The organism is Arthrobacter sp. MW3 TE3886, assembly GCF_041262145.1.
Taxonomy (GTDB): Bacteria; Actinomycetota; Actinomycetes; order Actinomycetales; family Micrococcaceae; genus Arthrobacter.
Genome location: NZ_JBGCAN010000001.1, coordinates 3,419,534 through 3,443,778, shown reverse-complemented (window position 1 = coordinate 3,443,778; position 24,245 = coordinate 3,419,534). Strand labels below are relative to the sequence as shown.

Sequence of the window (24,245 nt, the reverse complement as noted above, 5' to 3'; positions counted from 1 at the left end):
GGGACGCCCCCGCGGGCACCGCCCGCGGGGGCGTCCGGGTCCCCGATCTGACTCGCGGGTAACAAAATGGTTACTATTGAAGCTAACTGTCCGCTGATGATAGGTAGTATTTTGCGTTTCAAGACTGCAGTCGCCCTGGTGCTGCTCGGCCTCCTGACACTCCTGGCCGGGATTGGCCAGAAGACGTTTTGGGCTCCTCCGGAGACGATTACGGCCACCGCTCCGGCCGGCACGGCCGCGCCGCTGACCGTCTTCGAGGAGAAGCTGAAGACTCTGCACCCCGGGACCGTGAAGATCCAGGTCAAGGGTGAAGGGGCCTTCCTGCTGGCCGCGGGACGGCCGGACGACGTCGACGCCTGGGTGGGTAAGACGGCCCACAACACCGTCGACGGCGTCTCGGAGGACGGCAAGGCGCTGCAGCTGACGCATACCGACGGCGAAGCTACCGCGCCGTCGCCCGCCGGATCGGATCTTTGGGTCACCACCGAGAACGCCACCGGCGAAATGGACTACGCGTGGAACGCGCCGGCCGACGGCGACTGGTCCCTCCTCCTCGCCGCGGACGGCACCAAGCCCGCCCCGAGCTCCATCACGATGACTTTCCCGAACGACACCTCCACGCCCTGGGCCATTCCGCTCATGGTGCTCGGCGGCCTGCTGATCATCGCCGGCGGGGCGCTGCTGGTCCTCAAGCCGAAGTCAGGCAACCGGTCAGGCAACGGCACCGGCGGCGGCAGCACGTTCGCCCGCCGCGCGCAGGCCAAGGCCGCGGCACGCCGCGGGGATCAGGGCTCGGCAGCAAGCACCCAGGAGACCGCAGCCCCCGAGACTGCGCCGCAGCCGGCCACCCCCGAGAAAACAGGGCCGGAGAAAACCGCGCCGGAGAAAGCAGCGGCCGGCCAGAAGAAGGGTTCCGGCACCGCTCGCCGTTCCGGCATCGTGGTGGCCGTGCTGACCGCCGCTGCCGTCGCCGGAACGTCTGTGGCCGCCCAGGCCAGCCAGACGCCGTCGCCCAGTGCCCCGGCCTCCAGCGCCCCGGCCTCCGACGGCGCGACGCCGGGCAGTTCCGCTGAGGGCCAGACCGGCGATACGCCGGTGCTGCTGGACGCGCAGTTCCGCCGTGTCCTGGAACAGGTTGCCGGTGCCGTCGATGCCGGAGACGCTGCCAAGGACGCCGCAAAGCTGGCGCCGCGGGTGGCCAAGTCCGAACTCCAGGTGCGCACGCAGAACTACAAGATCCGCTCGCAGGTCGGCTCCTACGAGGCGCGGATGCCGGTCCGCTCCACCAAGCTGCTGACCACGGTGGTCACCAACAAGCGCAGCTGGCCGCGCTCGGTCATGGCTGTGACGCAGGGCGAGGGCAACGTCGTCCCGCAGCTGCTGACCCTCACCCAGGCCTCCCCGCGGGAGAACTACAAGCTGGTCAGCAGCACCCCGCTGCAGCCGGGTGCCACCTTCCCGGGGATCGGGCGGGCCGGCACGGAGACGCTGGCGCCCGCGGACAAGACCGGACTCGCGTACAGCGGCGACGAAGCCCTCGCCGGGCTCGGTGACCGCCTGACCAAGGCCGACTCTACGTTCAAGGACAAGCTCGTCGAAGGCCAGTCCTCCCCGTACATCGCGGACACGCTCGCCTACCAGGCCGACGTCGTCAAATCAGGCGTCAACGGCACCTTCGCCTTCACCCACAAGGCGGCCGCGGACAACACTGTCGTGTTCCGTACCGCTGACGGCGGGGCCCTGGTCCTGGGCCGGCTGAACTTCTCGTTTGACGGCACTCCGAAGGCCGACGGGGACAAGCTCACCATCGGCGACGACGCGGCCGCCCTGGCCGGCGGCAAGGAGACCAGCACCGGCATGGTGCTGGACTTCGCAGAGTCCGTGGCTGTCTATGTTCCGCCGGCCGGTTCCAAGGATCCGATGAAGCTCGTGGCTGCCACCCGCGGCCTGGTCGGGGCCAAGTTCAAGTAGCCCCCGCAGGAACCTGCCCCCGCTGAGAATCACGGCCCGGGCACAGCACAGCAGACGACCGGGCCGCCATCGCGGCCCGGTCGTTGCTGCGTGTGGCGTAGTGGATAGAGTGGAGCTATGACTACGCCAGCTTCCCGCCCGGTCCCGCCAGTTGCCGCCAGCCCGCTGAACCTGCGCGGCGCCGTCGATCTCTCCGCCCTGAAACAGCGGCCGGCGCCATCCGCACCCGGCGCTGCAGCCCCCGGCCCCGCCGGTGCTGCCGGTGCCCCGGCAGCACCGGCCGACCATGCAGGCCGGCCGCTGCGCGTGGATGTGACCGAGGGCAACTTCCAGGAGCTCGTGGACCTCTCGGCCCAGGTGCCCGTGGTGATCGCCCTCTGGGCCTCCTACTCGCCAGGTTCCGGCCAGCTGGTGGATGTCCTCGAAGGCATCGTCGAGAGCTACGACGGCCGGCTGGTCCTCGGGGCCGCGGACATCGACGTCTTCCCGGAACTTGCCCAGGCGTTCCAGGTCCAGGCCGTGCCGACCGCCGTCGCCGTCGTCAAGGGCCAGCCCGTTCCGCTCTTCCAGGGCGGCGCGGACGAACAGCAGGTACGCAGCCTGTTCGATGAACTCCTCAAGGTCGCGGCCGCCAACGGCGTGACCGGACAGATCGGTGCCGGCGGGCCGGGCGGTGCGGAACCGGAGGCCCCGCCGTTGCCGCCGCTGCACCAGGCGGCGTTCGACGCGATCGAGGCAGGCGACTACGCGGCCGCGGCCGCCGCCTACCGTCAGGCCCTGAACGAGATGCCCGCCGATGCGGAGGCCAAGGCCGGCCTGGCGCAGGTGGAACTGATGGATCGCCTGCAGGCCATCTCCGGGCCCGAGGCGGATGCCCTGCGCCGGCTCGCCGCCGACGAGCCGGACAACCTCGAGGCCCAGCTCGGCGTTGCGGACCTGGACATCGCCGGCGGCCACATTGAGGACGGACTCGGCCGGATCGTGACGTTCATTGGCCGCAACTTCGGCCCGGAACGGGAGACCGCCCGGGTCCGGCTGCTGGAACTCTTCGACGTCGTCGGCACCGGTGACGGGCGCGTCGCCAAGGCCCGCCAGGGGCTGGCCCGGGTGCTCTTCTAGTGGGATCCGCGCTCTTCACGCCGCTGGACCTGAGGTCGCTGCGGCTGCAGCACCGCGGCTGGGTGTCCCCGATGTGCCAGTACAGCTGCGAGCCCGAGACGGGCGAAGGCGTGCCCAACGACTGGCACCTCATGCACCTTGGCTCCTTTGCCACCGGGGGAGCGGCCCTGATCCTCACCGAGGCCAACTCCGTGAACGCCGCGGGCCGGATCAGCCCCCGCGACGCCGGCCTCTACAACGACGACCAGGCCGCGGCCTGGGAACGCATCACCGCCTTCGTGCACCGCCACGGCACCGCGGAGACCAAGATCGGCACCCAACTGGCGCACGCCGGCCGGAAGGCGTCCTCCTACTGGCCGTTCTCCGGCGCGAAGGGCAGCGTGCCGGCGTCCGAGGGCGGCTGGGACACCGTGGGTCCTGGCACGGGCGCGTTTGACGGCTACGCGCCGCCGTCGGCCATGACGGAAGCGCAGATCGACGGCGTGATCGCCGATTTCGCCGCAGCCGCCGTGCGGGCCGTTGACACCGGGTTCGACACGATCGAAATCCATGGCGCGCACGGCTACCTGCTGCACCAGTTCCAGAGCCCGCTGGTCAACGACCGCACGGACCGCTGGGGCGGCGACGAGGCGGGCCGGAACAGGCTGACGCTTGCTGTGGTGGACGCCGTCCGAGCGGTCATCCCGGACTCCATGCCCCTTTTGCTGCGGATCTCGGCCTCGGACTGGGCGCCGGGCGGGATCGAGGCTGACGCCTCGGTCCGGATGGCCGCTGCCGCCGCCGAGCGCGGAGTGGACCTGGTGGACGTTTCCAGCGGCGGGGCCGTTGCCCACCAGCAGATTCCCGTGGGCCCCGGCTACCAGACCGGGTTCTCCGCCCGGATCCGGCGCGAAACCGGGGTCAGGACCGGCACGGTGGGACTCCTGACGTCCGCCGGGCAGGCCGAGCACGCGGTGGCCACCGGCCAGGCCGACGGCGTGTTCATCGCCCGTGCCGCACTGCGGGATCCGCACTGGTGGCTGCGGGCCGCGTTCGAGCTCGGCCATGACCTGGCGTGGCCGCCGCAGTACGAGCGCGCCCTGCCCCGGCATTCGTTCTAGAACCGGCATCCGTTCCAGAACCGGCCTTGATTCCAAAAGCAGCGGCCGGTTCCCGGGTGTGAAACCTACGCCTTGCGGACGATCCTTTTCGCGCCGCCCTGCGGTTAGTCTGGCGTCATGACATTCCAACCCCCTGGCCAGCAGGGACAGCCAGCCCCGCCCGGCCCGTCTTCGCCGCCGGTTCCTGCCCTGTCCCTGCTTGGCCTCGCCAAGCGCTTTGGCGACAAAATCGCCGTCGACGGCATCAGCCTGGACGTTCCGGCGGGCTCCTTCTACGGGGTGGTCGGGCCCAACGGGGCCGGCAAGACCACCACTTTGTCCATGGCGACCGGCCTGCTGCGCCCCGACTTCGGCACCGCGCTGGTCCACGGCGTCGACGTCTGGCAGCATCCGCTGGAGGCCAAGAAGCTGATGGGGATCCTGCCCGACGGCGTCCGGCTGTTCGACCGCCTCAGCGGCGAGCAGCTGGTCACCTATGCCGGCCTGCTGCGCGGAATGGACCGGGAAATGGTGGCGTCCCGGGTGGCGGAGCTGCTCGCGGCGCTGGACCTGGACAGTGACGCCGGCACGCTGGTGGTGGACTATTCCGCCGGCATGACCAAGAAAATCGCGCTGGCCTCGGCGCTGATCCACGCCCCGCGGCTCCTGGTCCTGGACGAGCCGTTCGAATCGGTGGATCCGATCTCCGCGGCGAACATCCGCGACATCCTGGACCGCTACGTTGCCTCGGGCGGAACGGTCATCGTCTCCAGCCACGTCATGGACCTGGTCCAGCGCATGTGCGACCACGTCGCCGTCGTCGCCGGCGGCCGGGTCCTCGCCGCAGGCACCGTGGAGGAAGTCCGCGCCGGCGCCAGCCTCGAGGACCGCTTCGTGCAGCTCGTGGGCGGCCGGAACCACACGGAGGGGCTGGAATGGTTGCGCACCTTCTGAGGCTCAAGCTGACCCTGCTGCGCAACAGCGTCCGGCGCAGCCCGTGGCAGCTGGTGGGCCTCGGGATCGGCGCCCTGTATGCCCTGGGAATCGTGGGTGTTTGCGTGGCCGGGCTGTTCGTCCTGCGCGGGGTGGAGATTGAACTCGCCCAGACCGTGGTGGTCCTCGGCGGCGCCACGGCCCTGCTGGGCTGGGCCATCATTCCCGTCGCGGTCTCCGCCGCGGACATGACGCTGGACCCTGCCCGCTTCACCACCTTCGCAGTGCCCATGCCGCAGCTGCTGGCCGGGCTGGCGCTCGGCGGCCTGATCGGCATACCGGGTCTCGCAACCTCCCTCGTTGCACTCGCCACGGTGGGCACCTGGTCCCGCAGCCTGCCTGCCGCGGCCGGCGCCCTCGCCGGTGCCGTGCTGGGCGTGCTGAGCTGCATCGTGCTCTCCAAGGTCGTGACCACGGCCACGGCCGGACTGGCAAGCTCCCGGCGCTTCAAGGACATCAGCGCCGTCGCCTTCCTCATCCCGCTCGTGCTCACCGGTCCCATCGTGGCGGGCATTGCGAGGGGAATCGCCGGTTCCGGCGATTTCCTGACCGGCCTGGCCCGGGCACTGTCCTGGACGCCGGCCGGGGCGGCCTTCTCACTCGGCGGCGAGCTCGCTGCCGGCAGCTACGCGGCCGCGGCCGTGAAATTCCTCATCGCCGTTGCCACACTGGCGGGCCTGGCCCTGGCGTGGAAGCTCCTGCTGCAGCGCGCCCTCGTGACCCCGCCCTACGCCGGGACGTCCAAGCGTCGGACCGGCGGCACGGGCCTGTTCGGGCTGTTCCCGGCGACACCGGCCGCCGCCGTCGCCGCGCGATCCCTGTACTACTGGCTGCGCGACCCCCGCTACGCCGGCGCGCTCGTGGTCGTTCCGCTCCTGCCGGTGCTGTTCCTCTTCCAGGGCAGCCAGAGCGGGTTCTACGGCCCGTTCCAGTTTGTCGGGCCGCTGACGGCCTTCCTCCTGTCCTGGTCGATCTCCACGGACGTCTCCTATGACAGCACCGCCTTCGCCCTGCACGTGGCCACGGGGGTGCGCGGCGCCGACGACCGGCTCGGCCGGGCGCTGGCGTGCCTGAGCTTCGCGCTGCCGGTGGTGGTCCTCTTCAGCGTCGGTCCGTTCTTCTTCACCGGCGACTGGGACAAGCTGCCCGCGGTCCTGGGCCTCTCCCTCGGTGTCCTCTTCTCCGGCCTGGGCCTGGCGTCGGTGATCTCGGCGCGCTACACCGTGAGCGTCCCGCTGCCGGGGGACAGCCCGTTCAAGAAGCCTCCGGGCAACGTGGCCCAGACCCTCGCCGTGCAGTTCGGCGGCATGGCCGTCCTCATGGTCCTCGTGGCGCCCGAGGCGGCGCTCGTGGCCGCGCAGTTCATCACCGGCAGCCCCGTGCCGGGCTGGATCACTGTGGTCCTCGGGCCCGTGCTGGGCCTCGCACTCTTCGCCGTCGGCATCCGGAGCGGCGGAGCATGGCTGGACCGGCGGGCACCGGAGCTGCTGGCACAACTGGCCGTCAACCGCTGACGGGTGCATGCTGGGAGTGCGCAGACTCGGACACCAGGTAGGTCAGCAAAGGCAGGACCATGGAAGTTGTCATCCTTCCCGGCAGCAAACAGATCGCGTCGCTTGCCGCCGATGCGGTGGAGGCCCTTCTCCGCCGCAAGCCCGACGCCGTGCTGGGCCTGGCGACCGGTTCCACGCCGCTGCCGGTCTACACCGAACTGGCGGCCCGGCACGAGCGGGCCGGCCTGGATTTCAGCCGGGTCCGCGCCTTCGCCCTGGACGAGTACGTGGGACTGCCGGCCGGCCATCCGGAGTCCTACCGCGAGGTGATCGCGCGCGAATTCACCGCCCGGGTGAACATCAGCCCGGACAACGTCCACGTGCCCGACGGCGCCGCGCCGGACATCCCGGCGGCCTGCCGGGCCTATGAAGACGCCATCCGCGACGCCGGGGGAGTGGACCTTCAGCTCCTCGGCGTCGGAACGGACGGCCACATCGGGTTCAACGAACCAGGCTCGTCGCTGGCGTCCCGGACGCGGATCAAGACCCTGATCGAGCAGACACGCCGGGACAACGCACGGTTTTTCGGCAGCCTGGCCGACGTGCCGCACCACGTCCTGACCCAGGGTCTGGGCACCATCCTGGATGCCCGCCACGTGATCCTGGTTGCCACCGGCGCGCAGAAAGCCCAGGCCGTCCGGGACCTCGCGGAAGGCCCCGTCGCCGCCATCTGTGCGGCCTCCGTGCTGCAGTTGCACCCGCACGCCACCATCCTCCTGGACGAGGCGGCGGCGTCGTCGCTGCGGCTGGCGGATTACTACCGCCACAGCTACGACCACAAACCCGCCTGGCAGGGCCTCTAGGCCCCGCCGCCGGCACCCGGCAGGTCCGGCGGCGCCCTTCCTACGGCTAAGATGGGTGTCATGACTAGCATGACCGATCCTCTCGAAAACGATCCGATGCGCGAGCTCTCCGGAGCCGGGACGTCAACGGCCACGATCGAGCGCGAGGAACTGCGCCAGGAAGTTGAGCCCGGTGACCGGGAACGCTTCTCGCACTACGTGCGCAAGGAAAAGATCATGGAATCGGCGCTGACCGGTGAACCGGTGATCGCGCTCTGCGGCAAGGTCTGGACTCCGGGCCGGGACCCGCAGAAGTTCCCCGTCTGCCCCGAATGCAAGGAAGTCTACGAGGGCCTGCGCCCCGGAAACGACGGCGGCAAGGGCTCCGGCGACAAGTAAGGGCAATAGGCGGAACAACAGGTTCCGTTAGCCGTCCACGGACGGCGTTTCCCCATGGCGGCGCGCCGTCGCGCCCCTGATTTTCTGCTTTCCTGATTGCCGGTCCATGCTGTCCGGGTTCCGCCTGGTGCGGGGTTCCGCCGGGTCCATCCGAAAAAGATTGGTGTTTTTGTGCTTAATTGGGTTTCTCCGTCGGCTGCAGCCATGCGCGGATGGAGGGCGCCTTAATGACGGAGACACTTTTCGGCGGACCCACGCTGCCCCCCGCCTATCCCGAGCGGGCAGCCTGGGGCACCGCCCCCAAGCTGCGCGCCTGGCAGCAGGAGGCGCTGGACAGCTACTTCAGCACCCATCCCAAGGATTTCCTTGCGGTCGCAACCCCCGGCGCGGGTAAGACCACCTTCGCCCTGCGCGTGGCGTCCATGCTCATCGAGTCCGGAGTGGTCAACCGCGTAACCATCGTGGCGCCCACCGACCACCTGAAGCGCCAGTGGGCCGACGCCGCAGCCCGGGTGGGCATCGCGATCGACCCGAACTTCAAGAATGCCGACGGCCAGCACGGCCGCGGGTTCATCGGCGTTGCCGTGACCTACGCCCAGGTGGCCAGCAAGCCCATGCTGCACCGGGCCAAGACCGAAGCCGCCCGCACGCTGGTGATCCTGGACGAAATCCATCACGGCGGCGAGGCCCTGTCCTGGGGCGACGGCCTGCGCGAGGCGTTCGACCCGGCGGCCCGGCGGCTCTCCCTGACGGGCACCCCCTTCCGTTCGGACACCTCGCCCATCCCGTTCGTGGAGTACGCCGAGGACCGCGACGGGATCCGGCGCTCCAAGGCCGACTACACCTACGGCTACGGCAAGGCGCTGCGCGACCACGTGGTCCGCCCGGTGATGTTCATGGCGTACTCCGGCCAAATGCGCTGGCGCACGAGCGCGGGGGACGAGATGGCCGCCTCGCTGGGGGAGTCGGCCGTCACGAAGGACATCACCTCCCAGGCCTGGCGCACCGCGCTGAACCCGGCCGGCGAATGGATTCCCGCGGTCCTGGCCGGCGCGGACAAACGTCTCAGCGAGGTCCGGCGCAGCGTTCCGGATGCCGGCGGCCTGGTCATTGCCACCGACCACGAGGACGCCCGCGCGTACGCCGGCCAGCTGAAGAAGATCACCGGCGAATCTCCCACCGTCATCCTCTCCGACGACGCGAAGGCCTCCAGCAAGATCGAGGAATTCACCGCCAGCGAGAAGCGCTGGATGGTGGCCGTCCGGATGGTTTCCGAAGGCGTGGACGTTCCCCGGCTGTCTGTCGGCGTCTACGCCACCTCGACCTCCACTCCGCTGTTCTTCGCCCAGGCCGTGGGGCGCTTCGTGCGTGCCCGCAAGCGCGGCGAGACGGCGTCGGTCTTCCTGCCCTCGGTGCCGCAGCTGATGGCGCTGGCCAACTCGATGGAGGCCGAGCGCGACCACGCGCTGGACCGCCCGGAGAAGGAAGACAGCGACGGCCTCTTCAATCCAGAGGATTCGCTCATGGACGAGGCGAACCGTGAGGAGAAGGCCTCCGACTCCCTGATGAAGGGCAAGTTCGAGGCCCTCGACTCCCAGGCGTCCTTTGACCGGGTGCTCTTCGACGGCGGCGAGTTCGGCACCGGCGGCGAGGTGGGCTCGGAGGACGAGCTCGACTTCCTCGGGATCCCCGGCCTGCTGGACGCCGAACAGGTCGGCACGCTGCTGCGCCAGCGCCAGCACGAGCAGCTGAACCGGAAGAACAGGCGCTCCCCGCAGGCTGATGCCTCGAGTGCCGCCGCGGCGGCCGCCCCGGCCGTCCCGGACCACCGGATGCTCATGGACCTGCGCACCGAGCTGGCCAAGAACGTCGCGGCCTGGTCGGCCCGCACCGGGACCCCGCACGGCGTCATCCACACCAAGCTCCGGACCGTCTGCGGCGGCCCGGCCGTCGCACAGGCCAACGAGGAACAGCTGCAGACACGTCTGCGCAAGCTCCAGGACTGGTTCATCGGCCGGAAGTAGCCCCGCGCAGGGTTATGGGCAGGAGTCCATGAGCAGAGGCCACTTGTCGCAGGGCAACAAGCAGAGGGACCAGTTCACTGTGAACTGGTCCCTCTGCTGTTTACTCTGCTGTGAATTTTGCTTCGGCTACTGTCCGGCGCCGCAGACCTGGCCGTAGGTCTGCCCTGCCGCGGTGTAGTCGGCCTTCATGTCCTCGAGCTTGGCGGTGTCCGGGGATGGCTTGGCCGACTCGTCGAAGTATTCGATGATGGTCTGCAGCGGAGCCTGCAGGTCCTCGGAGGCCGCCGCCTTGATGGGCCGCAGCTGGTTGGCGACCCTGGTCATGCCGGCTTTGTCCGACGTGGCCGACTGGGCGGAGACCACGGTCTTGACCCGGGCGCAGGTTTCCTCGTTGGTCAGCTGCGGCGTGGCCGAGCAGCCGGCCGCGCCGAGCAACGCTCCGGCGGCAATCAGGACGGTCAGGGTCTTCTTCATGGTGTACTCCGGGGTTCTACGGGACTGTCAATATGGCAAGACTGGCGATAGGGCAAGGATTTCGAGTCTACTGGCTCAGAGGACATCGACGCCGCCGAGCTCCATCTCGGCCACGGCGTCGTCCAGGTCTTCGGCAATGCCGACCGTCAATCCGCGCAGCACCGTGACGGAGTAGCCGGCCTGGACGGCATCCAGGGCGGTCGCCTTGACGCAGTAGTCCGTGGCGATGCCCACCACCACGATGTCCTCGACGTCGTGGCTCTGCAGCCAGTCGTCCAGTCCGATCGCATCGTCGCTGACTGCGAAATCACCGGCGAAGGAACCCACGGCGTCTTCGGCGCCGGCGCCGGTAACGGGCATGGCGCCGGGCTGGCGGTCACCGGTGGGGACGTCGTCCTCGGGGGCCAGGAGCCCTTCGAAGCCGGAGTAGGCCGCGGCGAACTGTCCCTTGCGGAAGTACGCCTGGATGTGTTCGGGATCGAGATCGGGATGCAGTTCGGCCCCGCGGGTGCCCGCCACGCAATGCCGCGGCCAGCTGTCCACGAGATCGGGTTCCTCCGAGAAGTGTGCACCCGGATCGATGTGCCAGTCCTGGGTGGCCACGACGTGGTCGAACTGGCCGTGGTGGGCGTCGACGTACTCGCTGATTTCCCCGGCCAGGCTTGCCCCGCCGGGGACGGCCAGGGCACCTCCCTCACAGAAATCGTTCTGGACGTCAACAATGATCAGGGCGCGGGACATTCAGTCCTCCTCGTAGATGGTGGGGATGGCCGCCTCGCCGCGCTGGAGCCGGTTGACCACTGCGGGAAGCTCCCGCATGGTCTCCGCGTGGCGGCGGCGGGCGCGCTGGACCCCCTCGGGCCCGGTCCACCCGGGCAGAAGCTCGCCGTTCTTGACGAACTGCTGCAGCAGCGGACGGTCGTTGCCGTCGTCCTCCGGGTGATGGCCGACGCCGACGATTTCCGCCGTGGCGGTCCCGCGCTCGTTGAGCTTGCGCAGCGCGTACTTCCGGCCGCCCTTGCTGGCTTTGTTCTTGGCGGCCTTGGCGACGGAGATGAAATCGCCGGCGTCGTCGGTGCGGCTGACGAGCTTGTAGACCATGCTCGCCGTCGGGGCGCCGGAACCGGTCACGAGCGAGGTGCCCACGCCGTAGGAGTCCACCGGCGCGGAGGCCAGCGCCGCGATGGCGAATTCGTCGAGGTCGGAGGTCACCACGATCTTGGTGTGGTCGTTGCCGAGCTCGTCAAGGAGCTGGCGCACCCACTGGGCCTGGGCCACGAGGTCGCCCGAGTCCAGCCGGACCGCGCCCAGCTTGTCCCCGGCGAGGTCGACGGCGGTGCGGACGGCAGTTTCGACGTCGTAGGTGTCCACCAGCAGGGACGTGTCCGGCCCAAAGGCGGCAATCTGCGCCTCGAAGGCTTCCCGCTCGGTGTCATGGAGGAGGGTGAAGGAATGGGCGGCCGTGCCCACGGTCTTCAGCCCGTAGCGCAATCCGGCCTCCAGGTTCGAGGTGCTGTCGAACCCGGCGATGACCGCGGCCCGGGCGGCGGCGGCCGCCGATTCCTCGTGTGTCCGGCGCGATCCCATCTCGATGCACGGGCGGGTTCCTGCCGCGGAGATCATCCGGGAGGCGGCCGAGGCGATGGCGCAGTCGTGGTTGAGCACGGAGAGCAGGTAGGTCTCCAGAATGCAGGCCTCGGCGAACGTGGCCTCCACGATCAGCACGGGGGAGTTCGGGAAGTACGCCTCACCCTCCGGATAGCCCCAGATGTCGCCGGAAAAGCTGTAGCCGGCCAGGTACTCCAGTGTCTGGTCGTTGACCACTTTGGTCCGGCGCAGGAAGTCCAGTTCCTGCTCGCCGAAGCGGAAGTTCGCGATCCCCTCCAGCAGGCGGCCGGTGCCCGCCACGATCCCGTAGCGGCGCCCGTCCGGGAGCCGCCGCGCGAAGGCCTCGAAGACCGATTTGCGGTGGGCTGCGCCGGACTGCAGGGCACCCTGCAGCATGGTCAGCTCGTAATGGTCGGTGTACAGGGACGTGCGGGGACGGTCCCAGCCGGCGGAGGTACTCACAAATTCACTCTAGTGTGCATCCCCATAGAATGGACAGATGACCCTCAGCGTTGCGCTCGGCCCCGACACACGGGAGAGCACCCAGACCGGAACAGTGACGTCCGGCGACGTCCTGACCGCCCCGGACGTCCCCTGGAACCTCGTGATCTGGAACGATCCCGTGAATCTGATGAGCTACGTGAGCTATGTGTTCCGCAGCTATTTCGGCTACTCGGAGGCCAAGGCCAACAAGCTCATGATGGAGGTCCACAAGAAGGGCCGCTCGATCGTGGCGCACGGCAGCAAGGAACAGGTGGAGCAGCACGCCGTCGCCATGCATGGCTACGGCCTCTGGGCGACGGTGGAAAAAGCCACGGGCGGCAACGCGGGCGGTTCCGGCAAAGGCAAGGGAAAACGTGGCTAAGGCATTCAAGTACGGGCTCAAGGGCATCAAAGGCTATCTGGAGCCGGCCGAGCGGGAACTGCTGCGCAGCCTTTTCGACGACGTCATCTCCATGCTGGAGCCGGAGCAGCGCGCCAACGAGGACCCGCTGGCGGCCCTGGTGGGCCTGGACACTGAAGCCCGCGAGCCGTCGGACCGCGCCATGCGGCGGCTGTTGCCGAACGTGATGAAGAACGACGACGACGCCTCCCTGGAGTTCCGCCGGTACACCGAGCGCTCGCTGCGCGAAAGCAAGATCGGCGCGCTGAAGGCGGCCGCCCTGAGCCTGGACCGGGAGAACCTCGTCCTGACCCCGGACGACGCCCGGCACTGGGCCACCGCGCTCAACGATGTCCGGCTGGTGCTGGCCGAACGCCTGGACATCCGTGACGACGCCGACGCCGACAACGTCCACCTCATGCAGGACTGGGCCCAGGCCGAGGACGTGGAAAGCTACCTGGCCCTGGTGTACAACTTCACCACGTGGCTGCAGGAGTCGCTGGTCCAGGCCATGGTGCACTCGCTCGATGCGAAGGGCCGCTAAGCGACAGCGGTGGCGTCAGAAACAGGCACGGACTGTATCTGTGGAAGCGCCTCGTATGCCGGCTTTGCGAACCAATACCCCTGAAACAAGCGGATGCCGGCTTCCTGCAGAATCCGGAACTCTGCCTCCGTCTCGATGCCCTCTGCGAGCACCGTGATGTCGAGCTCCTTGGCGATGCCTATGATGCCAGCAACGACAGCCTGGCGGGCCGGGCTGGTGTCTATTCCTCGGATGAGCTTCATGTCGATCTTGATCAGGTCTGGCTGGAAATCGGCCAGGAGCCCCAGCCCTGCATGGCCGGCACCAAAGTCGTCGATGGCGGTTGTGAAACCATGCTTGCGGTATTCGGTGATGATGTTCGTGAGGTGGGCAGCGTCGGAAACCTCCTCATTCTCCGTGAACTCGAACATGATCGAAGACGTCGGAAAGCTGCAACGCTTGGCTGCAAGCAGCGTCGCACGAAGGCACGCAGCCGGTTCGTAGACGGCGTTCGGCATGAAGTTGATGGAAAGAATCAAATCCTCATCGGCAGGAAACAGCCGCGACGCCAGCTCGATAGCCTTGACGCGGCAGTCCTGGTCGAAACGGTACTTTTGCTCAGGTGCGACTCTAGACAAGACCTGAAAGGCCCCCTCGCCCGACAAGCCTCTGACCAGTGCCTCGTAGCCCCATACGCGACCAGCAACGGCGTCATAGATCGGTTGGAAGGCCATGCTGAAATCGAAGTCGAGCTTTGACGATGTCGTGCAGCCGTCGCATGTCACATGCGCTCCTTTCGCTGTTTCTTCCATCGTGGGGGCACGACGGTCGCCGGCGACATCTCGACGGCGCCCATAGCATACAGGGAGGGGACAGCGGCGGGCTCCAAGGATGAGCAGGATTCTTCCTCGCGTTGCCTATCCGTGGGAAACCTGTGTGACCCATCAGACACGAGTTGCAGGACACAATGTGATGGCCGCGCGTGTAGTGAAGCCCTATCCTCGAATAATCATGACTTCAGCATCAAATACGGATCCGGCAGCGCCAGCTGCGGCGGAGACCGCAGCGGGCGGCGCCGGAAATGCGGAGCTGGCGTCGCGCCCCATCGGCGTCTTCGACTCCGGCGTCGGCGGCCTCACGGTGGCCAGGTCGATCATCGACCAGCTGCCCAACGAATCCATCCTGTATGTCGGTGACACTGCACACGGCCCCTACGGGCCCCTTCCCATCGCCGAAGTCCGGGCCAATGCCCTCGGCGTCATGGACGAGCTCGTGGATTCCGGCGTGAAGCTGCTGACCATTGCCTGCAACTCCGCGTCCGCCGCCGTGCTGCGTGACGCCCGCGAACGGTACACGGCCCGGTACGGGATCCCCGTGATCGAGGTGATCCAGCCGGCCGTGCGGCGTGCCGTCGCGGCAACCCGGACGGGCCAGGTGGGCGTGATCGGGACCTCGGCCACGGTGGGCTCGCGCGCCTACGATGACACCTTCGCCGCGGCCCCGGACCTGGAGATCACGTCCGTCGCCTGCCCCGCGTTCGTACCGTACGTGGAGGCCGGGATCACCACCGGACCGGAACTGCTCGCCGTCGCGCGGGACTACCTGGCACCGCTCATTGCCGCCGGGGTGGACACCGTGGTGCTCGGCTGCACCCACTACCCGCTGCTCACCGGCGTGATCTCCTTCGTCATGGGCGAGGACGTCACGCTGGTTTCCAGCGCCGAGGAGACGGCCAAGGACGTCTACCGGGCTTTGGCCTCCCGGGGCCTGGAGCGCACGGACGCCGCGGCGCCGGAGCACAATTTCATCGCCACCGGCGACGCCGCCCAGTTTGAGCACCTCGCCCGGCGCTTCCTGGGTCCCGAGGTCCTCAGTGTCCGCCACGTGGACCACGTCGCGGCACAGTACCCCACCGGCAGCCTCGCCCGGATCACCCCGGAGATGATCGCCGCCGCCCGGGCCGGCGCGGGCCGGCCGCGGATCTCGAACTTCGTGGGCGGATCCGCGGGCGGGGGACCACTGCTGTGAAGCTGACCATCGTGGGCTGTACCGGCTCCTTCCCGGGGCCGGGCTCGCCGGCGTCGTGCTATCTGCTGACCGCCAACGACGGCGAGCGGAACTGGAAGATCGTCCTGGACCTCGGCAGCGGGGCGCTCGGCGCCATCCAGCGCTACACGGACCTGGAGGACATTGACGCGATCTTCCTCACCCACCTGCACCCGGACCACTGTATGGACCTGTGCGGGCTCCATGTTGCCGTGCGCTGGAAGCCGGGCGGCTGGGGGCGGGGCAGGATTCCGGTATGGGGGCCCGCCGCGACGGCTGACCGGATGGCCACGGCCTACGGGCTGGACCTGGACCCGGGCATGCACGAGGAATTCGACTTCGGCAACTGGTCCGAGCGCAAGCCGGTGAGCGTCGGCCCGTTCACGGTGACGCCCTACGCGGTGAACCATCCCGTCGAGGAGGCCTACGCCCTCCGTGTGGAGGTCACCGAGCCTGCGAAGGACGGCACGCCCGTGACCCGCATCCTGAGCTACTCCGGGGACACGGACTCCTGCGCGGGCCTGGAGGACGCCGCGCGGGACGCCGACCTCTTCCTGTGCGAGGCGGCGTTCGAGGAAGGCCGCGACGACGCGATCAAGGACGTGCACCTGACGGGCAAGCGGGCGGGGGAGGCCGCCGTCGCCGCCGGCGCGCGCCGGCTGCTGCTGACGCACATTCCGGTCTGGACGTCGCCGACCACCGTCATGGCCGAGGCCAAGGAGATCTTCGGCAAGGACGTGGCCGTCGCCGTCGCGGGTGTGCACTACACCGTCTAGCTGTGCTGCCCGGGCCGGACCGGGTGAGTCGATAAGCTAAAGGCATGACTTCCCAAGCTCCCAGTGTCCCCGTCATCCGCGCCGACGGCCGTACCCCCGACCAGCTGCGCCCGATCAGCATCACGCGCGGCTGGTCCAAGCAGGCCGAGGGTTCGGCCCTGATCGAGTTCGGCAACACCCGGGTCCTGTGCACGGCCTCCCTGACCGAAGGCGTGCCGCGCTGGCTCAAGGGCGAGGGCCGCGGCTGGGTCACGGCCGAGTACGCCATGCTGCCCCGGGCCACGAACACCCGGTCCGACCGCGAGTCGGTCAAGGGCAAAATCGGCGGCCGCACCCACGAGATCTCCCGGCTCATCGGCCGCTCGCTGCGCTCCATCATTGACACCAAGGCGCTCGGCGAGATCACGATCGTGCTGGACTGCGATGTCCTGCAGGCCGACGGCGGCACGCGCACCGCGGCGATCACCGGCGCCTATGTGGCACTCGCCGACGCCATCCGGTTCGCCCGCGAGAAGAAGATGATCGCCCGCAACGCCCAGCCCCTGGTCGATACGATCGCCGCGGTGTCCGTCGGCATCATCGACGGCGTCCCGATGCTCGACCTGCCCTACGTCGAAGACGTGCGCGCCGAGACCGACATGAACGTCGTGGTGACCGGCTCCGGCAAGTTCGTGGAAGTCCAGGGCACCGCCGAGGGCGCACCCTTTGACCGCGACGAGCTGAACAAGCTGCTGGACCTGGCGCTGCTGGGCACGGAGCAGCTCGCCGCGATCCAGCGCGACACCCTGGCGGAGGCCCCGTGACGGAGGCGCCCCTCGCAGGCCAGCCGGAAGCCGATACCCCGGGCCCGCGGCTCGTCCTCGCTACGCACAACCAAGGCAAGCTCCGGGAACTCCGAGAGCTGCTGCGCGGCCAGGTTCCCGGGCTCGACGTCGACACGCAGGTGGTGGATGCCGGCGCCGTCGGCGCCCCCGACGTCGCCGAGACCGGCGTGACCTTCGCCGAAAACTCGCTGCTCAAGGCCCGGGCGGTGGCACAGGCCACGGGCCTTGTGGCGATCGCCGACGACTCCGGACTTGCCGTGGACGTCCTCGGTGGCGCGCCCGGGATTTTCTCGGCGCGCTGGTCCGGCCGGCACGGCGACGACGCCGCGAACCTGCAGCTGCTGCTCGCCCAGCTGGCCGACGTGCCGGAGGAGTACCGCGGGGCCGCGTTCGTCTGCGCCGCGGCGCTGGCGGTGCCCGGGTCCTCGCCCGACGGCGGCCGGGAAGTTGTGGAATACGGGCAGCTGGAGGGGACACTCCTGCGGGAGCCGCGCGGGGAGGGCGGCTTTGGCTATGACCCCGTCCTGCAGCCGAGCGGACTGGACCGCAGCTGCGCTGAGCTCAGCTCCGAGGAAAAGAACGCCATCAGCCACCGGGGCCATGCGTTCCGGGCGCTCCTGCCGGCCATCGTCGAGGCCCTGGCCGGGAAGTAGCCGGCCCACGCCGGCCAGGCGGACACACCGGCCAGGCCGGGCAGGACGAAGGAAGGCGCCCCACACGGTGGGGCGCCTTCCTTAAGTTAACTACCGCGTCTACTGCGGCACTGCGCTACGGGGTCCGGCGCTCTTCTTCCGGCTCGTGCTCCTCGATGAATTCGTCCACGACGCCGGTGCCGTACTTCTCAGCCTGGCGCTTGGCGATCATGCCGCGGACCACCTCGATGCCGATCGGGATCACGGAGACCAGCACGATGGCGATGAAGATGATGTCCAGGTTGTCCTTGACCCACGGGACCTTGTCCCCGAGCAGGTAGCCCAGGAGCGTGACGCCGCCGCCCCACAGCACCGCGCCGATCACGTTGTAGGTAAAGAACTTCCGCTTGCTCATCTGCGCGACGCCCACGATCACCGGGACGAAGGTGCGGATGATGGGAACGAACCGGGCCAGAATCAGGGCCTTGCCGCCGTGCTTTTCGAAGAAGGCATGCGCGCTTTCCACGTTTTCACGCTTGAACAGCTTGGAATCGGGCTTGTTGAACAGGGCAGGTCCGGCCTTGGACCCGATCAGGTAGCCCACCTGGTTGCCGATGATTGCGGCGACGATGATGAGCGCGGTCAGGACCCAGATGTTGACCTGGATGGTGCCGGTGGCCACGAGCAGACCGGCCGTGAACAGCATGGAGTCGCCGGGCAGGAAGAAGCCGATCAGCAGCCCGGTCTCGGCAAAGATGATGCCGCAGATCAGCAGGACCACCCACGGCGCGAACGCGGGATTCGCCAGGAAAACCTGCGGGTTGAGCCAGTCGGGCAGGAAGGAGGCCATCTGCGGCTGGACGGGGCCGGCGCCGCCAAGGGCGGACACGGCGAGGTCGCTCATTGCTAGTACGTTCACCCGTTAAGGGTACTTGACGGCCGCCGGCCGGCCCCGGCGGGCCGGGTCCGGTGCGGGGGTGCCGCCCGCGGACGGTAAAGTTGGGCCGTGGCTTTGGACTTTACGGCGATCGACTTTGAGACTGCGAACGGCTTTCGCGGTTCGCCGTGCGCTGTCGGCCTGAGCAAGGTCCGGGGCGGCGTCGTCGTCGAGGAAGCCTCCTGGCTCATGCGGCCGCCGGAAAACCATGACACCTTCGACCACCACAACGTGCGGATCCACGGCATCAGGCCGGACCAGGTGGCGGGACTGCCCCGGTTCGGGGAGCTGTTCCCGGAGATCGGCGCGTTCATTGGCGGCGACGTGCTGGCGGCGCACAATGCAGCGTTCGATCTGGGCGTGATCCGCTCCGGCCTGGAGGTGTCCGGGCTGTCCGGACCCGCCTACGACTACGTCTGCACGGTGATGTTGTCCCGGCGCTGCTACTCCCTGGTGTCCAATTCGCTGCCCTACGCCGCCGAGGAGGCCGGCGTCCCTCTGCTCAACCACCACGATGCCGCGGAGGACGCCCGCGCCTGTGCCGGCATCCTGATTGACATCGCCGCCCGCAACGGGGCAGCAAGCATCGCGGAGCTCTACCTGTCCCTCGGCCTGGCGGTATCGCACCAGCCGGCGTTCGACCCCCGGCGCGACCCGCTGTCCAAGGCGACCCTGGCCGCGATGGAGGCGCTCGCGGGGGGAACCGCCGGCTCGCCCCCGGGCCGTCGGTTCGTGGCCGGGTGGCCGGAGGAAGGCCCCAACCCGGCCCCCAACGCCGCCGCCAGCCCCGACCACCCGCTGTTCGGCCAGACCGTCGTGTTCACCGGCGAACTGGCAATTCCCCGCCCCGAAGCCAAGGCCCGTTCCGCAGAGCTTGGCGCCAGGCCTGAAAGCCGGGTTACAGCCCGTACCACCGTCCTGGTGGTGGGCGACGGGTTCGTGGCCGCGGACCTGCGCTCCGGCCGGCTGACCGGCAAGGCGCGCCGCGTCCTGGAACTGCACGAACGCGGGCAACGCATCGAGGTCCTGTCTGAGGGCGAATTCCTGCAGATGGTCGGCGGACACCTTGCTGCCGCACCTGCCTGACCCTGGTCCTGCCTGACCCTGGTGCTGCCAGACCTGGGCCTGCCTGAAGCGGCAGTCACACGGCGCAACAATCATTCCCCCCACGCCGCGCCCGCCCATAGCCTTGGCGGATGAGCAAACCCACGGATGCACAGGCCTCCACAGCGCCGGCTGCGTCAACGCCGTCGGACTCAGCGCCGTCGACGCGCGGCATCGACTGGCGGCGGGTGTTCGCGTTTCCGAACCCGGTGAACGAGTACGCCGCCCGCATCACCGCGGCCCTGGTGGTGGCGCTGTCCGCCGTGACCCTGCTGACCGGTTTCGGCTGGGGGCTCGCCGTCATCGCGGCCGGGTTCTGGCTGCGCGTGCTGTTTGGCCCCCGGATCTCGCCCCTGGCCCAGCTCTCGGTCAAGGTCCTGACGCCCCGTCTCGGGCGGACCCGCCTCGTTCCCGGTCCGCCCAAGCGGTTCGCCCAAGGCATCGGCGCCGCCGTGTCGACGGCGGCTGCGGTGCTGCTGGCTGCCGGCCTCGCTCCCGCGGCGTGGGTGCTGCTCGCCGTGCTGATAGCCGCCGCGTCCCTTGAAGCGTTCGCCGGGTTCTGCCTCGGCTGCACCATTTTCGGCTTCCTGCAGCGCCGCGGGCTCATCCCCGCCGACGTCTGCGAAGCCTGCAACAACATCTCGCTCCGCGGCGCCTAGGATCCGGGGAGCGTGGGTTCCGCCGAAGCTGTGCGCGCCGGTGACGGACATGTCCTTGGGAGGCTCTGACGGGTGGACATAGTGGCAATATGTCCAGTCCCCGCGTCCGGGGATGGGCATGTCCTGAGGATGCCGCAGCCGGGGATGGGCATGTCCTGAGGAAGCCGCAGCCGGGGATGGACATGTCCTTCGCAGCGAGGGCCACCGCGCATGTCCTGGGGTGCGATGCAGGGAGGGACGGTCATTTCCTGGGGTGCGTTGCAGGGAGGGGCGGTCATGTCCTTGCGAGGATCTGACGGGTGGACATAGTGGCAATATGTCCAGTCCCCGTGTCCGGGGATGGGCATGTCCTGAGGATGCCGCGGCCGGGGATGGACATGTCCTTCGCAGCGAGGGCGACTGGGCATGTCGTCGGGTGCTCGGCAATGGCCGATGGACATGTTCATGGCGCTGGGCCACGACTGGGCATGTCCTGAGGATGCAGTAGCCGGGGAAGGACATGTCCATCGCAGAGGGGTGGAACGCGGCATGTCCCGCGGACAAGCCGGGGCCGCGGCTTCCGAGCGCAGCCTGCTGCGCTGCGCGAATGCCGAAGGCCCGACGCCCGGCACCCCGACGCCTGGCACACAGGAGCCCGGCTGACAGTTGCCCGCCGAAGCTATGCGCCGGTGACGGTGGCCAGCTTCGAGGCCATGCCCCGGATGACTTCCGGCGCCTGAAGCGCCGCCAGCCAGTCTGCCGGCAGGCACCGCTCGCCGTAGAACGCGCCCAGGATGTTCCCGGCGATCGACGCCGTCGAATCGCTGTCCCCGCTGTGGTTCACCGCCACCGCGATTGCGGCACGGAAATGGGCCTGGGCGGGGTCGGCCCCGGCACGGACGGCGTCCGCAGTCCCTGTCCCGGATCCCGGGGCGGTGGCCAGCACGGCGTAGAGGGCGACGGCGAGGGCTTCCTCGGCCACCCACCCCTCGCCGAGTTCGCCCACCAGGTCCTCGGGGCTGAGCACGTCTCCGCCGCCGGGCACGTCTCCGGCCAACCGCAGGGCCGCCTCCAGCCGCGCCACCACATCCGGATCGGGATTTTCGCCCTTGCGCAGGACGCCGCCGAGCAGCTGCCCGAGGGCCGCCTCCGCCGCCTCGCGGAGCCCGTGGCCGGAGGACAGGGCATGGATGAGCAGGCTGAAAACTCCGGCGCTCTGCCGTGCCGCCGGGTGCCCGTGGGTCAGGGACGCGGCATCGGCACTGAGCTTATAGACCGTTTCCGCTTCGAGGTGGGGGATCAGGCCGAACGGCGCCGACCTCATCACGGTGCCGCAGCCCTTCGAATCCGGATTGACCGGCCGCTTCACGGTGCCCATCTCGCCCGTGGCCAGTCCGCTCAGGCACGCGTTGCCGGGTGAGCGCCGGCTCTTCAGGACATCCTGGGCATCGATCCAGCGCGGCGGCTGGAACGGGGCCGACGCCGGCACGGCGACGCCCTGGGTGCCGAGCCAGCGCAGGTACGCGAGCCACAGGCACGCGTTGATGTCCGCCGCCACGCCGTCGTTGGCCCACTCCAGCGCCTCGAGGAGGCCGTCGGCGGTGTACAGCGTCATTTGCGTGTCGTCCGAAAAGGGGCTGCCGGCGTCGAGCGCGGAAAAATCCTGCAGGCCCGCGGGGCCGAACCGGGCGCGGATGGCGGAAATGCTGTCGAACTCGACGGCGTAGCCCAGCGAATCGCCGAGCGCGCCGCCCAGCAGGCAGCCGTGGATGCGCGAGCCGTGGGCAGGGGAGTGTGGCTGGCCGGGTGTTGGGGCGGGTGCGGGGCTGGTCCCGGGCTCGGTGCTCATGCCCTCAAATTTACCCGGCGCTGCACCGCACTCGGCAATGCCGCCGCCCCAGGGGGACTTAGCGCCGGTGTGACTTGAGGCGGGGCGGGCGGCGGATGCGGAAGGCCGGTAGGGTGCTGGTAGGACCCGTCCAGCGGTCAGACGAGGCAACCGCCGGCGCCGCATCGCCGGGCAGCGGAGGAAACGAATGCGCGAACCAGCGTGGCGGAAGACCGGGACCACCCCCGACTACAGGTTTTCCCTGGCCAATGAGCGGACGTTCCTGGCCTGGATCCGCACGTCCCTGGCCCTCATTGCCGGAGCCCTTGCGATCGACCAGCTGGCCCCGGAGATCGCGCCCGGCCCCGTGCGGATCGTGTTGTGCGTCATCCTCGCGTTCCTGGGCGCGGGCCTGGCCGCCCTGTCCTACCACCGGTGGGGGCTCATGGAGGCCGCGATGCGGAACAACAGGGAGCTGCCGTTCTCCGGGGTGATGCTGGTGATGACCATCGGCGTCGCGGCTGCGGCACTGGTGTTCGCGGTCCTCATCCTGGTGGCGCGGTGAGACCAGATGCAGTCCGGGACCCCGGGCTGCAGCCCGAGCGGACGTCCCTGGCCTGGCGCCGGACACTGCTGGCTCTGATCGTGGCGGACCTGTTGGTCTGGCGCAGCTGGGCGCTCGCAGGGTCCCGGGGCGGGGCTGCGGGTCCTATTGATTTCCTTGGCCTCTGCGCCCTGGCCGCCATGGCCGCGACGCTGGTCCTGGGTGTATGCGTGCTGGTCCGCGGGCGGGAGCTCCGGCGGTCCAACGCTGCGCCGCCGGCGCCGCTGCTGCGCTGGGCCGCCGCCGCCGTCGTGGTCCTGGCCGCCAGCGCCGTGGCCGCGGTCGCCCTGGGGCACTGAACTGCACCCAGCCGGAATCCAGCCAACATCCAGATTGCGCTGGCAGACTGCTGGCGGACCCAATCTCCAGGCGGCCGAGGCCGCACCCGGACCACGAACCCGGCGGCGGTCCAGCGACGCCGCAACTGCAGCCCTGGGCGCGCCGCCAGCTAAGGAATCCTGACCATGACCCTGCTTGTGCCAGCCCCCGAGACCGTTGGCGTCCAGCCACCGGCCGCCAGCGATGTCACGCCCCGGCCCGGGCTCGTGGCCCGGCTGTCCGCCGAGGCCCTGGGGACCCTGATCGTCGTGGTTGCAGGCCTGGGCGTGCCGCTCTTCACCATCCCGCAGTCAAGCCCGCTGCCCGCCGCCCTGGCTGCCGGCCTCGCCCTGACGGCGGCGATGCTGGCCGTGGGCTACGTCTCCGGCGGCCACTTTAACCCGGCCGTTACCGTGGGCAACGCCATCGCCGGCCGGATCCGGCTTGCCGACGCCGCCGCCTACATCGGCGCGCAGCTTGTGGGCGCTTTGCTCGGGGCCGTCGCCCTGTTCGGCGTCCTGCGCACCGTACCGACCATCGACGACTCGCAGGCCGCGTTCGCCACGGTGGCCGCCGGATTCGGTGAGCACTCGATCATCCAGGTGCCTATGGCCGGCGTCCTGCTCGTAGAGGTCCTCGGCACGGCCCTGCTCGTGGCCATCTTCCTTGCCACGACAGCCCACAGGAATCCGGCCAGGGCGGCGGCGCCCTTCGCGGTCGGCCTGACGACGGCGATGCTCCTGCAGTTGGGCCAGGCCCTCGGCAATGTGCCGTTCAACCCGGCCCGGGCAACGGCGTCGGCCATCTTCAGCGGCCCGGATGCGCTCGGGCAGCTGTGGCTGTTCTGGGTGGCGCCGGTGGTCGGTGCGGCCATCGCCGGGCTGGTTTTCCGCGGCTTCGTCCAGGCCAGTGTCCAGGCGGCCCGGACCACTGACCAGGGCACTGGTGCGGTCACTTCCCAGACCGACGGAAAGCTCACGGACGCCGATGTGGATGGCGCCGGCTTCGATGACGCTGAGCTGGCCGACGTCACCGCCACCACCGCTTCTGCTTCGGCCGCCCCCGCCGGCAACGACGAGGCCCGCAGCTTCTTCGACCGCAAGGGTGGGAAGTAGCACCTGCTGACTACT

The 24,245-nt window shown here is 69.3% G+C and carries 25 protein-coding genes; 19 read left to right on the top strand and 6 right to left on the bottom strand.

The genetic code is table 11. From position 1 onward, the window contains the following. Positions 1 to 96: 96 nt before the first annotated feature. The 8 genes from ABH915_RS15630 (at position 97) to ABH915_RS15595 (ending at position 9,920) form a co-directional block, all read left to right on the top strand. Positions 97 to 1,971: a hypothetical protein gene (locus ABH915_RS15630; protein WP_370122968.1), complete on the top strand. Its 1,875-nt coding sequence runs from the start codon at positions 97 to 99 to the stop codon at positions 1,969 to 1,971. 117 nt (positions 1,972 to 2,088) lie between these two features. Beyond that, complete coding sequence (locus ABH915_RS15625) at positions 2,089 to 3,090, top strand: co-chaperone YbbN (RefSeq protein ID WP_370122965.1); 1,002 nt, start codon at positions 2,089 to 2,091, stop codon at positions 3,088 to 3,090. Next, complete coding sequence (locus ABH915_RS15620; protein WP_370122963.1) at positions 3,090 to 4,190, top strand: NADH:flavin oxidoreductase/NADH oxidase; 1,101 nt, start codon at positions 3,090 to 3,092, stop codon at positions 4,188 to 4,190. Before ABH915_RS15625 ends, ABH915_RS15620 begins: the two co-directional genes overlap by 1 nt. 117 nt (positions 4,191 to 4,307) lie before the next feature. Next, positions 4,308 to 5,123 carry an ABC transporter ATP-binding protein gene (locus ABH915_RS15615; protein WP_370122961.1) on the top strand — a complete coding sequence of 272 codons (816 nt, stop codon included), beginning with the start codon at positions 4,308 to 4,310 and terminating at the stop codon, positions 5,121 to 5,123. Then, positions 5,105 to 6,676, top strand: coding sequence for a transporter (locus tag ABH915_RS15610; protein WP_370122958.1), 1,572 nt, complete (start codon positions 5,105 to 5,107; stop codon positions 6,674 to 6,676). The genes ABH915_RS15615 and ABH915_RS15610 overlap by 19 nt, the downstream gene beginning before the upstream one ends. 59 nt (positions 6,677 to 6,735) lie before the next feature. Then, the gene (nagB, locus tag ABH915_RS15605) at positions 6,736 to 7,518 is read left to right on the top strand and encodes a glucosamine-6-phosphate deaminase (RefSeq protein ID WP_370122955.1); all 783 of its coding nucleotides are present in this window, start codon (positions 6,736 to 6,738) and stop codon (positions 7,516 to 7,518) included. A gap of 60 nt (positions 7,519 to 7,578) precedes the next feature. After that, positions 7,579 to 7,896 carry a DUF3039 domain-containing protein gene (locus ABH915_RS15600; protein WP_370122952.1) on the top strand — a complete coding sequence of 106 codons (318 nt, stop codon included), beginning with the start codon at positions 7,579 to 7,581 and terminating at the stop codon, positions 7,894 to 7,896. A gap of 227 nt (positions 7,897 to 8,123) precedes the next feature. Next, positions 8,124 to 9,920 carry a DEAD/DEAH box helicase gene (locus ABH915_RS15595; RefSeq protein ID WP_018775726.1) on the top strand — a complete coding sequence of 599 codons (1,797 nt, stop codon included), beginning with the start codon at positions 8,124 to 8,126 and terminating at the stop codon, positions 9,918 to 9,920. Positions 9,921 to 10,046: 126 nt separating this feature from the next. On the opposite strand, the gene ABH915_RS15590 is transcribed toward ABH915_RS15595, so the two are convergent. The 3 genes from ABH915_RS15590 to ABH915_RS15580 all read right to left on the bottom strand — a co-directional run bounded on the left by ABH915_RS15590 (position 10,047) and on the right by ABH915_RS15580 (position 12,464). Then, on the bottom strand, positions 10,047 to 10,394 hold the full coding sequence (locus ABH915_RS15590; RefSeq protein WP_026539606.1) for a hypothetical protein: 348 nt from the start codon (positions 10,392 to 10,394) through the stop codon (positions 10,047 to 10,049). A gap of 75 nt (positions 10,395 to 10,469) precedes the next feature. Beyond that, the gene (locus ABH915_RS15585) at positions 10,470 to 11,135 is read right to left on the bottom strand and encodes an isochorismatase family protein (protein WP_370122948.1); all 666 of its coding nucleotides are present in this window, start codon (positions 11,133 to 11,135) and stop codon (positions 10,470 to 10,472) included. Then, positions 11,136 to 12,464 carry a nicotinate phosphoribosyltransferase gene (locus ABH915_RS15580; RefSeq protein WP_370122945.1) on the bottom strand — a complete coding sequence of 443 codons (1,329 nt, stop codon included), beginning with the start codon at positions 12,462 to 12,464 and terminating at the stop codon, positions 11,136 to 11,138. A 37-nt stretch (positions 12,465 to 12,501) separates the two neighbouring features. On the opposite strand from ABH915_RS15580, the gene clpS reads away from it, so the two are divergent. Continuing rightward, complete coding sequence (gene clpS, locus ABH915_RS15575; RefSeq protein ID WP_018775730.1) at positions 12,502 to 12,867, top strand: ATP-dependent Clp protease adapter ClpS; 366 nt, start codon at positions 12,502 to 12,504, stop codon at positions 12,865 to 12,867. After that, positions 12,860 to 13,429: a DUF2017 domain-containing protein gene (locus tag ABH915_RS15570; protein WP_370122942.1), complete on the top strand. Its 570-nt coding sequence runs from the start codon at positions 12,860 to 12,862 to the stop codon at positions 13,427 to 13,429. Before clpS ends, ABH915_RS15570 begins: the two co-directional genes overlap by 8 nt. Here the strand turns inward: ABH915_RS15570 and ABH915_RS15565 are convergent. Continuing rightward, on the bottom strand, positions 13,426 to 14,220 hold the full coding sequence (locus tag ABH915_RS15565) for an EAL domain-containing protein (protein WP_370122940.1): 795 nt from the start codon (positions 14,218 to 14,220) through the stop codon (positions 13,426 to 13,428). The genes ABH915_RS15570 and ABH915_RS15565 overlap by 4 nt on opposite strands. A gap of 199 nt (positions 14,221 to 14,419) precedes the next feature. Here ABH915_RS15565 and murI point away from each other — a divergent pair, with 199 nt between their 5' ends. Genes murI through rdgB form a run of 4 tightly spaced genes read left to right on the top strand, consistent with a single transcriptional unit; the run spans position 14,420 to position 17,707 of the window. Continuing rightward, positions 14,420 to 15,436 carry a glutamate racemase gene (murI, locus tag ABH915_RS15560; RefSeq protein WP_370122938.1) on the top strand — a complete coding sequence of 339 codons (1,017 nt, stop codon included), beginning with the start codon at positions 14,420 to 14,422 and terminating at the stop codon, positions 15,434 to 15,436. Then, complete coding sequence (locus ABH915_RS15555; protein WP_018775733.1) at positions 15,433 to 16,230, top strand: MBL fold metallo-hydrolase; 798 nt, start codon at positions 15,433 to 15,435, stop codon at positions 16,228 to 16,230. The genes murI and ABH915_RS15555 overlap by 4 nt, the downstream gene beginning before the upstream one ends. Positions 16,231 to 16,274: 44 nt before the next feature. Next, complete coding sequence (rph, locus tag ABH915_RS15550; RefSeq protein ID WP_026539601.1) at positions 16,275 to 17,033, top strand: ribonuclease PH; 759 nt, start codon at positions 16,275 to 16,277, stop codon at positions 17,031 to 17,033. Further along, positions 17,030 to 17,707: an RdgB/HAM1 family non-canonical purine NTP pyrophosphatase gene (gene rdgB / locus ABH915_RS15545; RefSeq protein WP_370122934.1), complete on the top strand. Its 678-nt coding sequence runs from the start codon at positions 17,030 to 17,032 to the stop codon at positions 17,705 to 17,707. The genes rph and rdgB overlap by 4 nt, the downstream gene beginning before the upstream one ends. A 115-nt stretch (positions 17,708 to 17,822) precedes the next feature. On the opposite strand, the gene ABH915_RS15540 is transcribed toward rdgB, so the two are convergent. Then, on the bottom strand, positions 17,823 to 18,590 hold the full coding sequence (locus ABH915_RS15540; protein WP_018775736.1) for a VTT domain-containing protein: 768 nt from the start codon (positions 18,588 to 18,590) through the stop codon (positions 17,823 to 17,825). 102 nt (positions 18,591 to 18,692) lie between these two features. Here ABH915_RS15540 and ABH915_RS15535 point away from each other — a divergent pair, with 102 nt between their 5' ends. Both ABH915_RS15535 and ABH915_RS15530 read left to right on the top strand, forming a co-directional pair. Next, positions 18,693 to 19,709, top strand: a complete 1,017-nt coding sequence (locus tag ABH915_RS15535) for an exonuclease domain-containing protein (protein ID WP_026266822.1) — start codon at positions 18,693 to 18,695, stop codon at positions 19,707 to 19,709. Between the two features lie 110 nt (positions 19,710 to 19,819). Further along, positions 19,820 to 20,386 carry a DUF4395 domain-containing protein gene (locus tag ABH915_RS15530; RefSeq protein ID WP_370122930.1) on the top strand — a complete coding sequence of 189 codons (567 nt, stop codon included), beginning with the start codon at positions 19,820 to 19,822 and terminating at the stop codon, positions 20,384 to 20,386. Positions 20,387 to 21,044: 658 nt separating this feature from the next. Here ABH915_RS15530 and ABH915_RS15525 read toward each other — a convergent pair. Next, positions 21,045 to 22,214 (bottom strand): ADP-ribosylglycohydrolase family protein, encoded by a 1,170-nt coding sequence (locus tag ABH915_RS15525; protein WP_370122927.1) that lies wholly within the window; start codon positions 22,212 to 22,214, stop codon positions 21,045 to 21,047. Between the two features lie 187 nt (positions 22,215 to 22,401). Between ABH915_RS15525 and ABH915_RS15520 the strand changes: the two genes are divergently transcribed. The 3 genes from ABH915_RS15520 (at position 22,402) to ABH915_RS15510 (ending at position 24,230) form a co-directional block, all read left to right on the top strand. After that, the gene (locus tag ABH915_RS15520) at positions 22,402 to 22,758 is read left to right on the top strand and encodes a YidH family protein (RefSeq protein WP_018775740.1); all 357 of its coding nucleotides are present in this window, start codon (positions 22,402 to 22,404) and stop codon (positions 22,756 to 22,758) included. Further along, complete coding sequence (locus tag ABH915_RS15515; RefSeq protein WP_370122924.1) at positions 22,755 to 23,096, top strand: DUF202 domain-containing protein; 342 nt, start codon at positions 22,755 to 22,757, stop codon at positions 23,094 to 23,096. The genes ABH915_RS15520 and ABH915_RS15515 overlap by 4 nt, the downstream gene beginning before the upstream one ends. A 165-nt stretch (positions 23,097 to 23,261) precedes the next feature. Next, positions 23,262 to 24,230 (top strand): MIP/aquaporin family protein, encoded by a 969-nt coding sequence (locus ABH915_RS15510; protein WP_370122921.1) that lies wholly within the window; start codon positions 23,262 to 23,264, stop codon positions 24,228 to 24,230. The last annotated feature ends 15 nt before the right edge of the window (positions 24,231 to 24,245 follow it).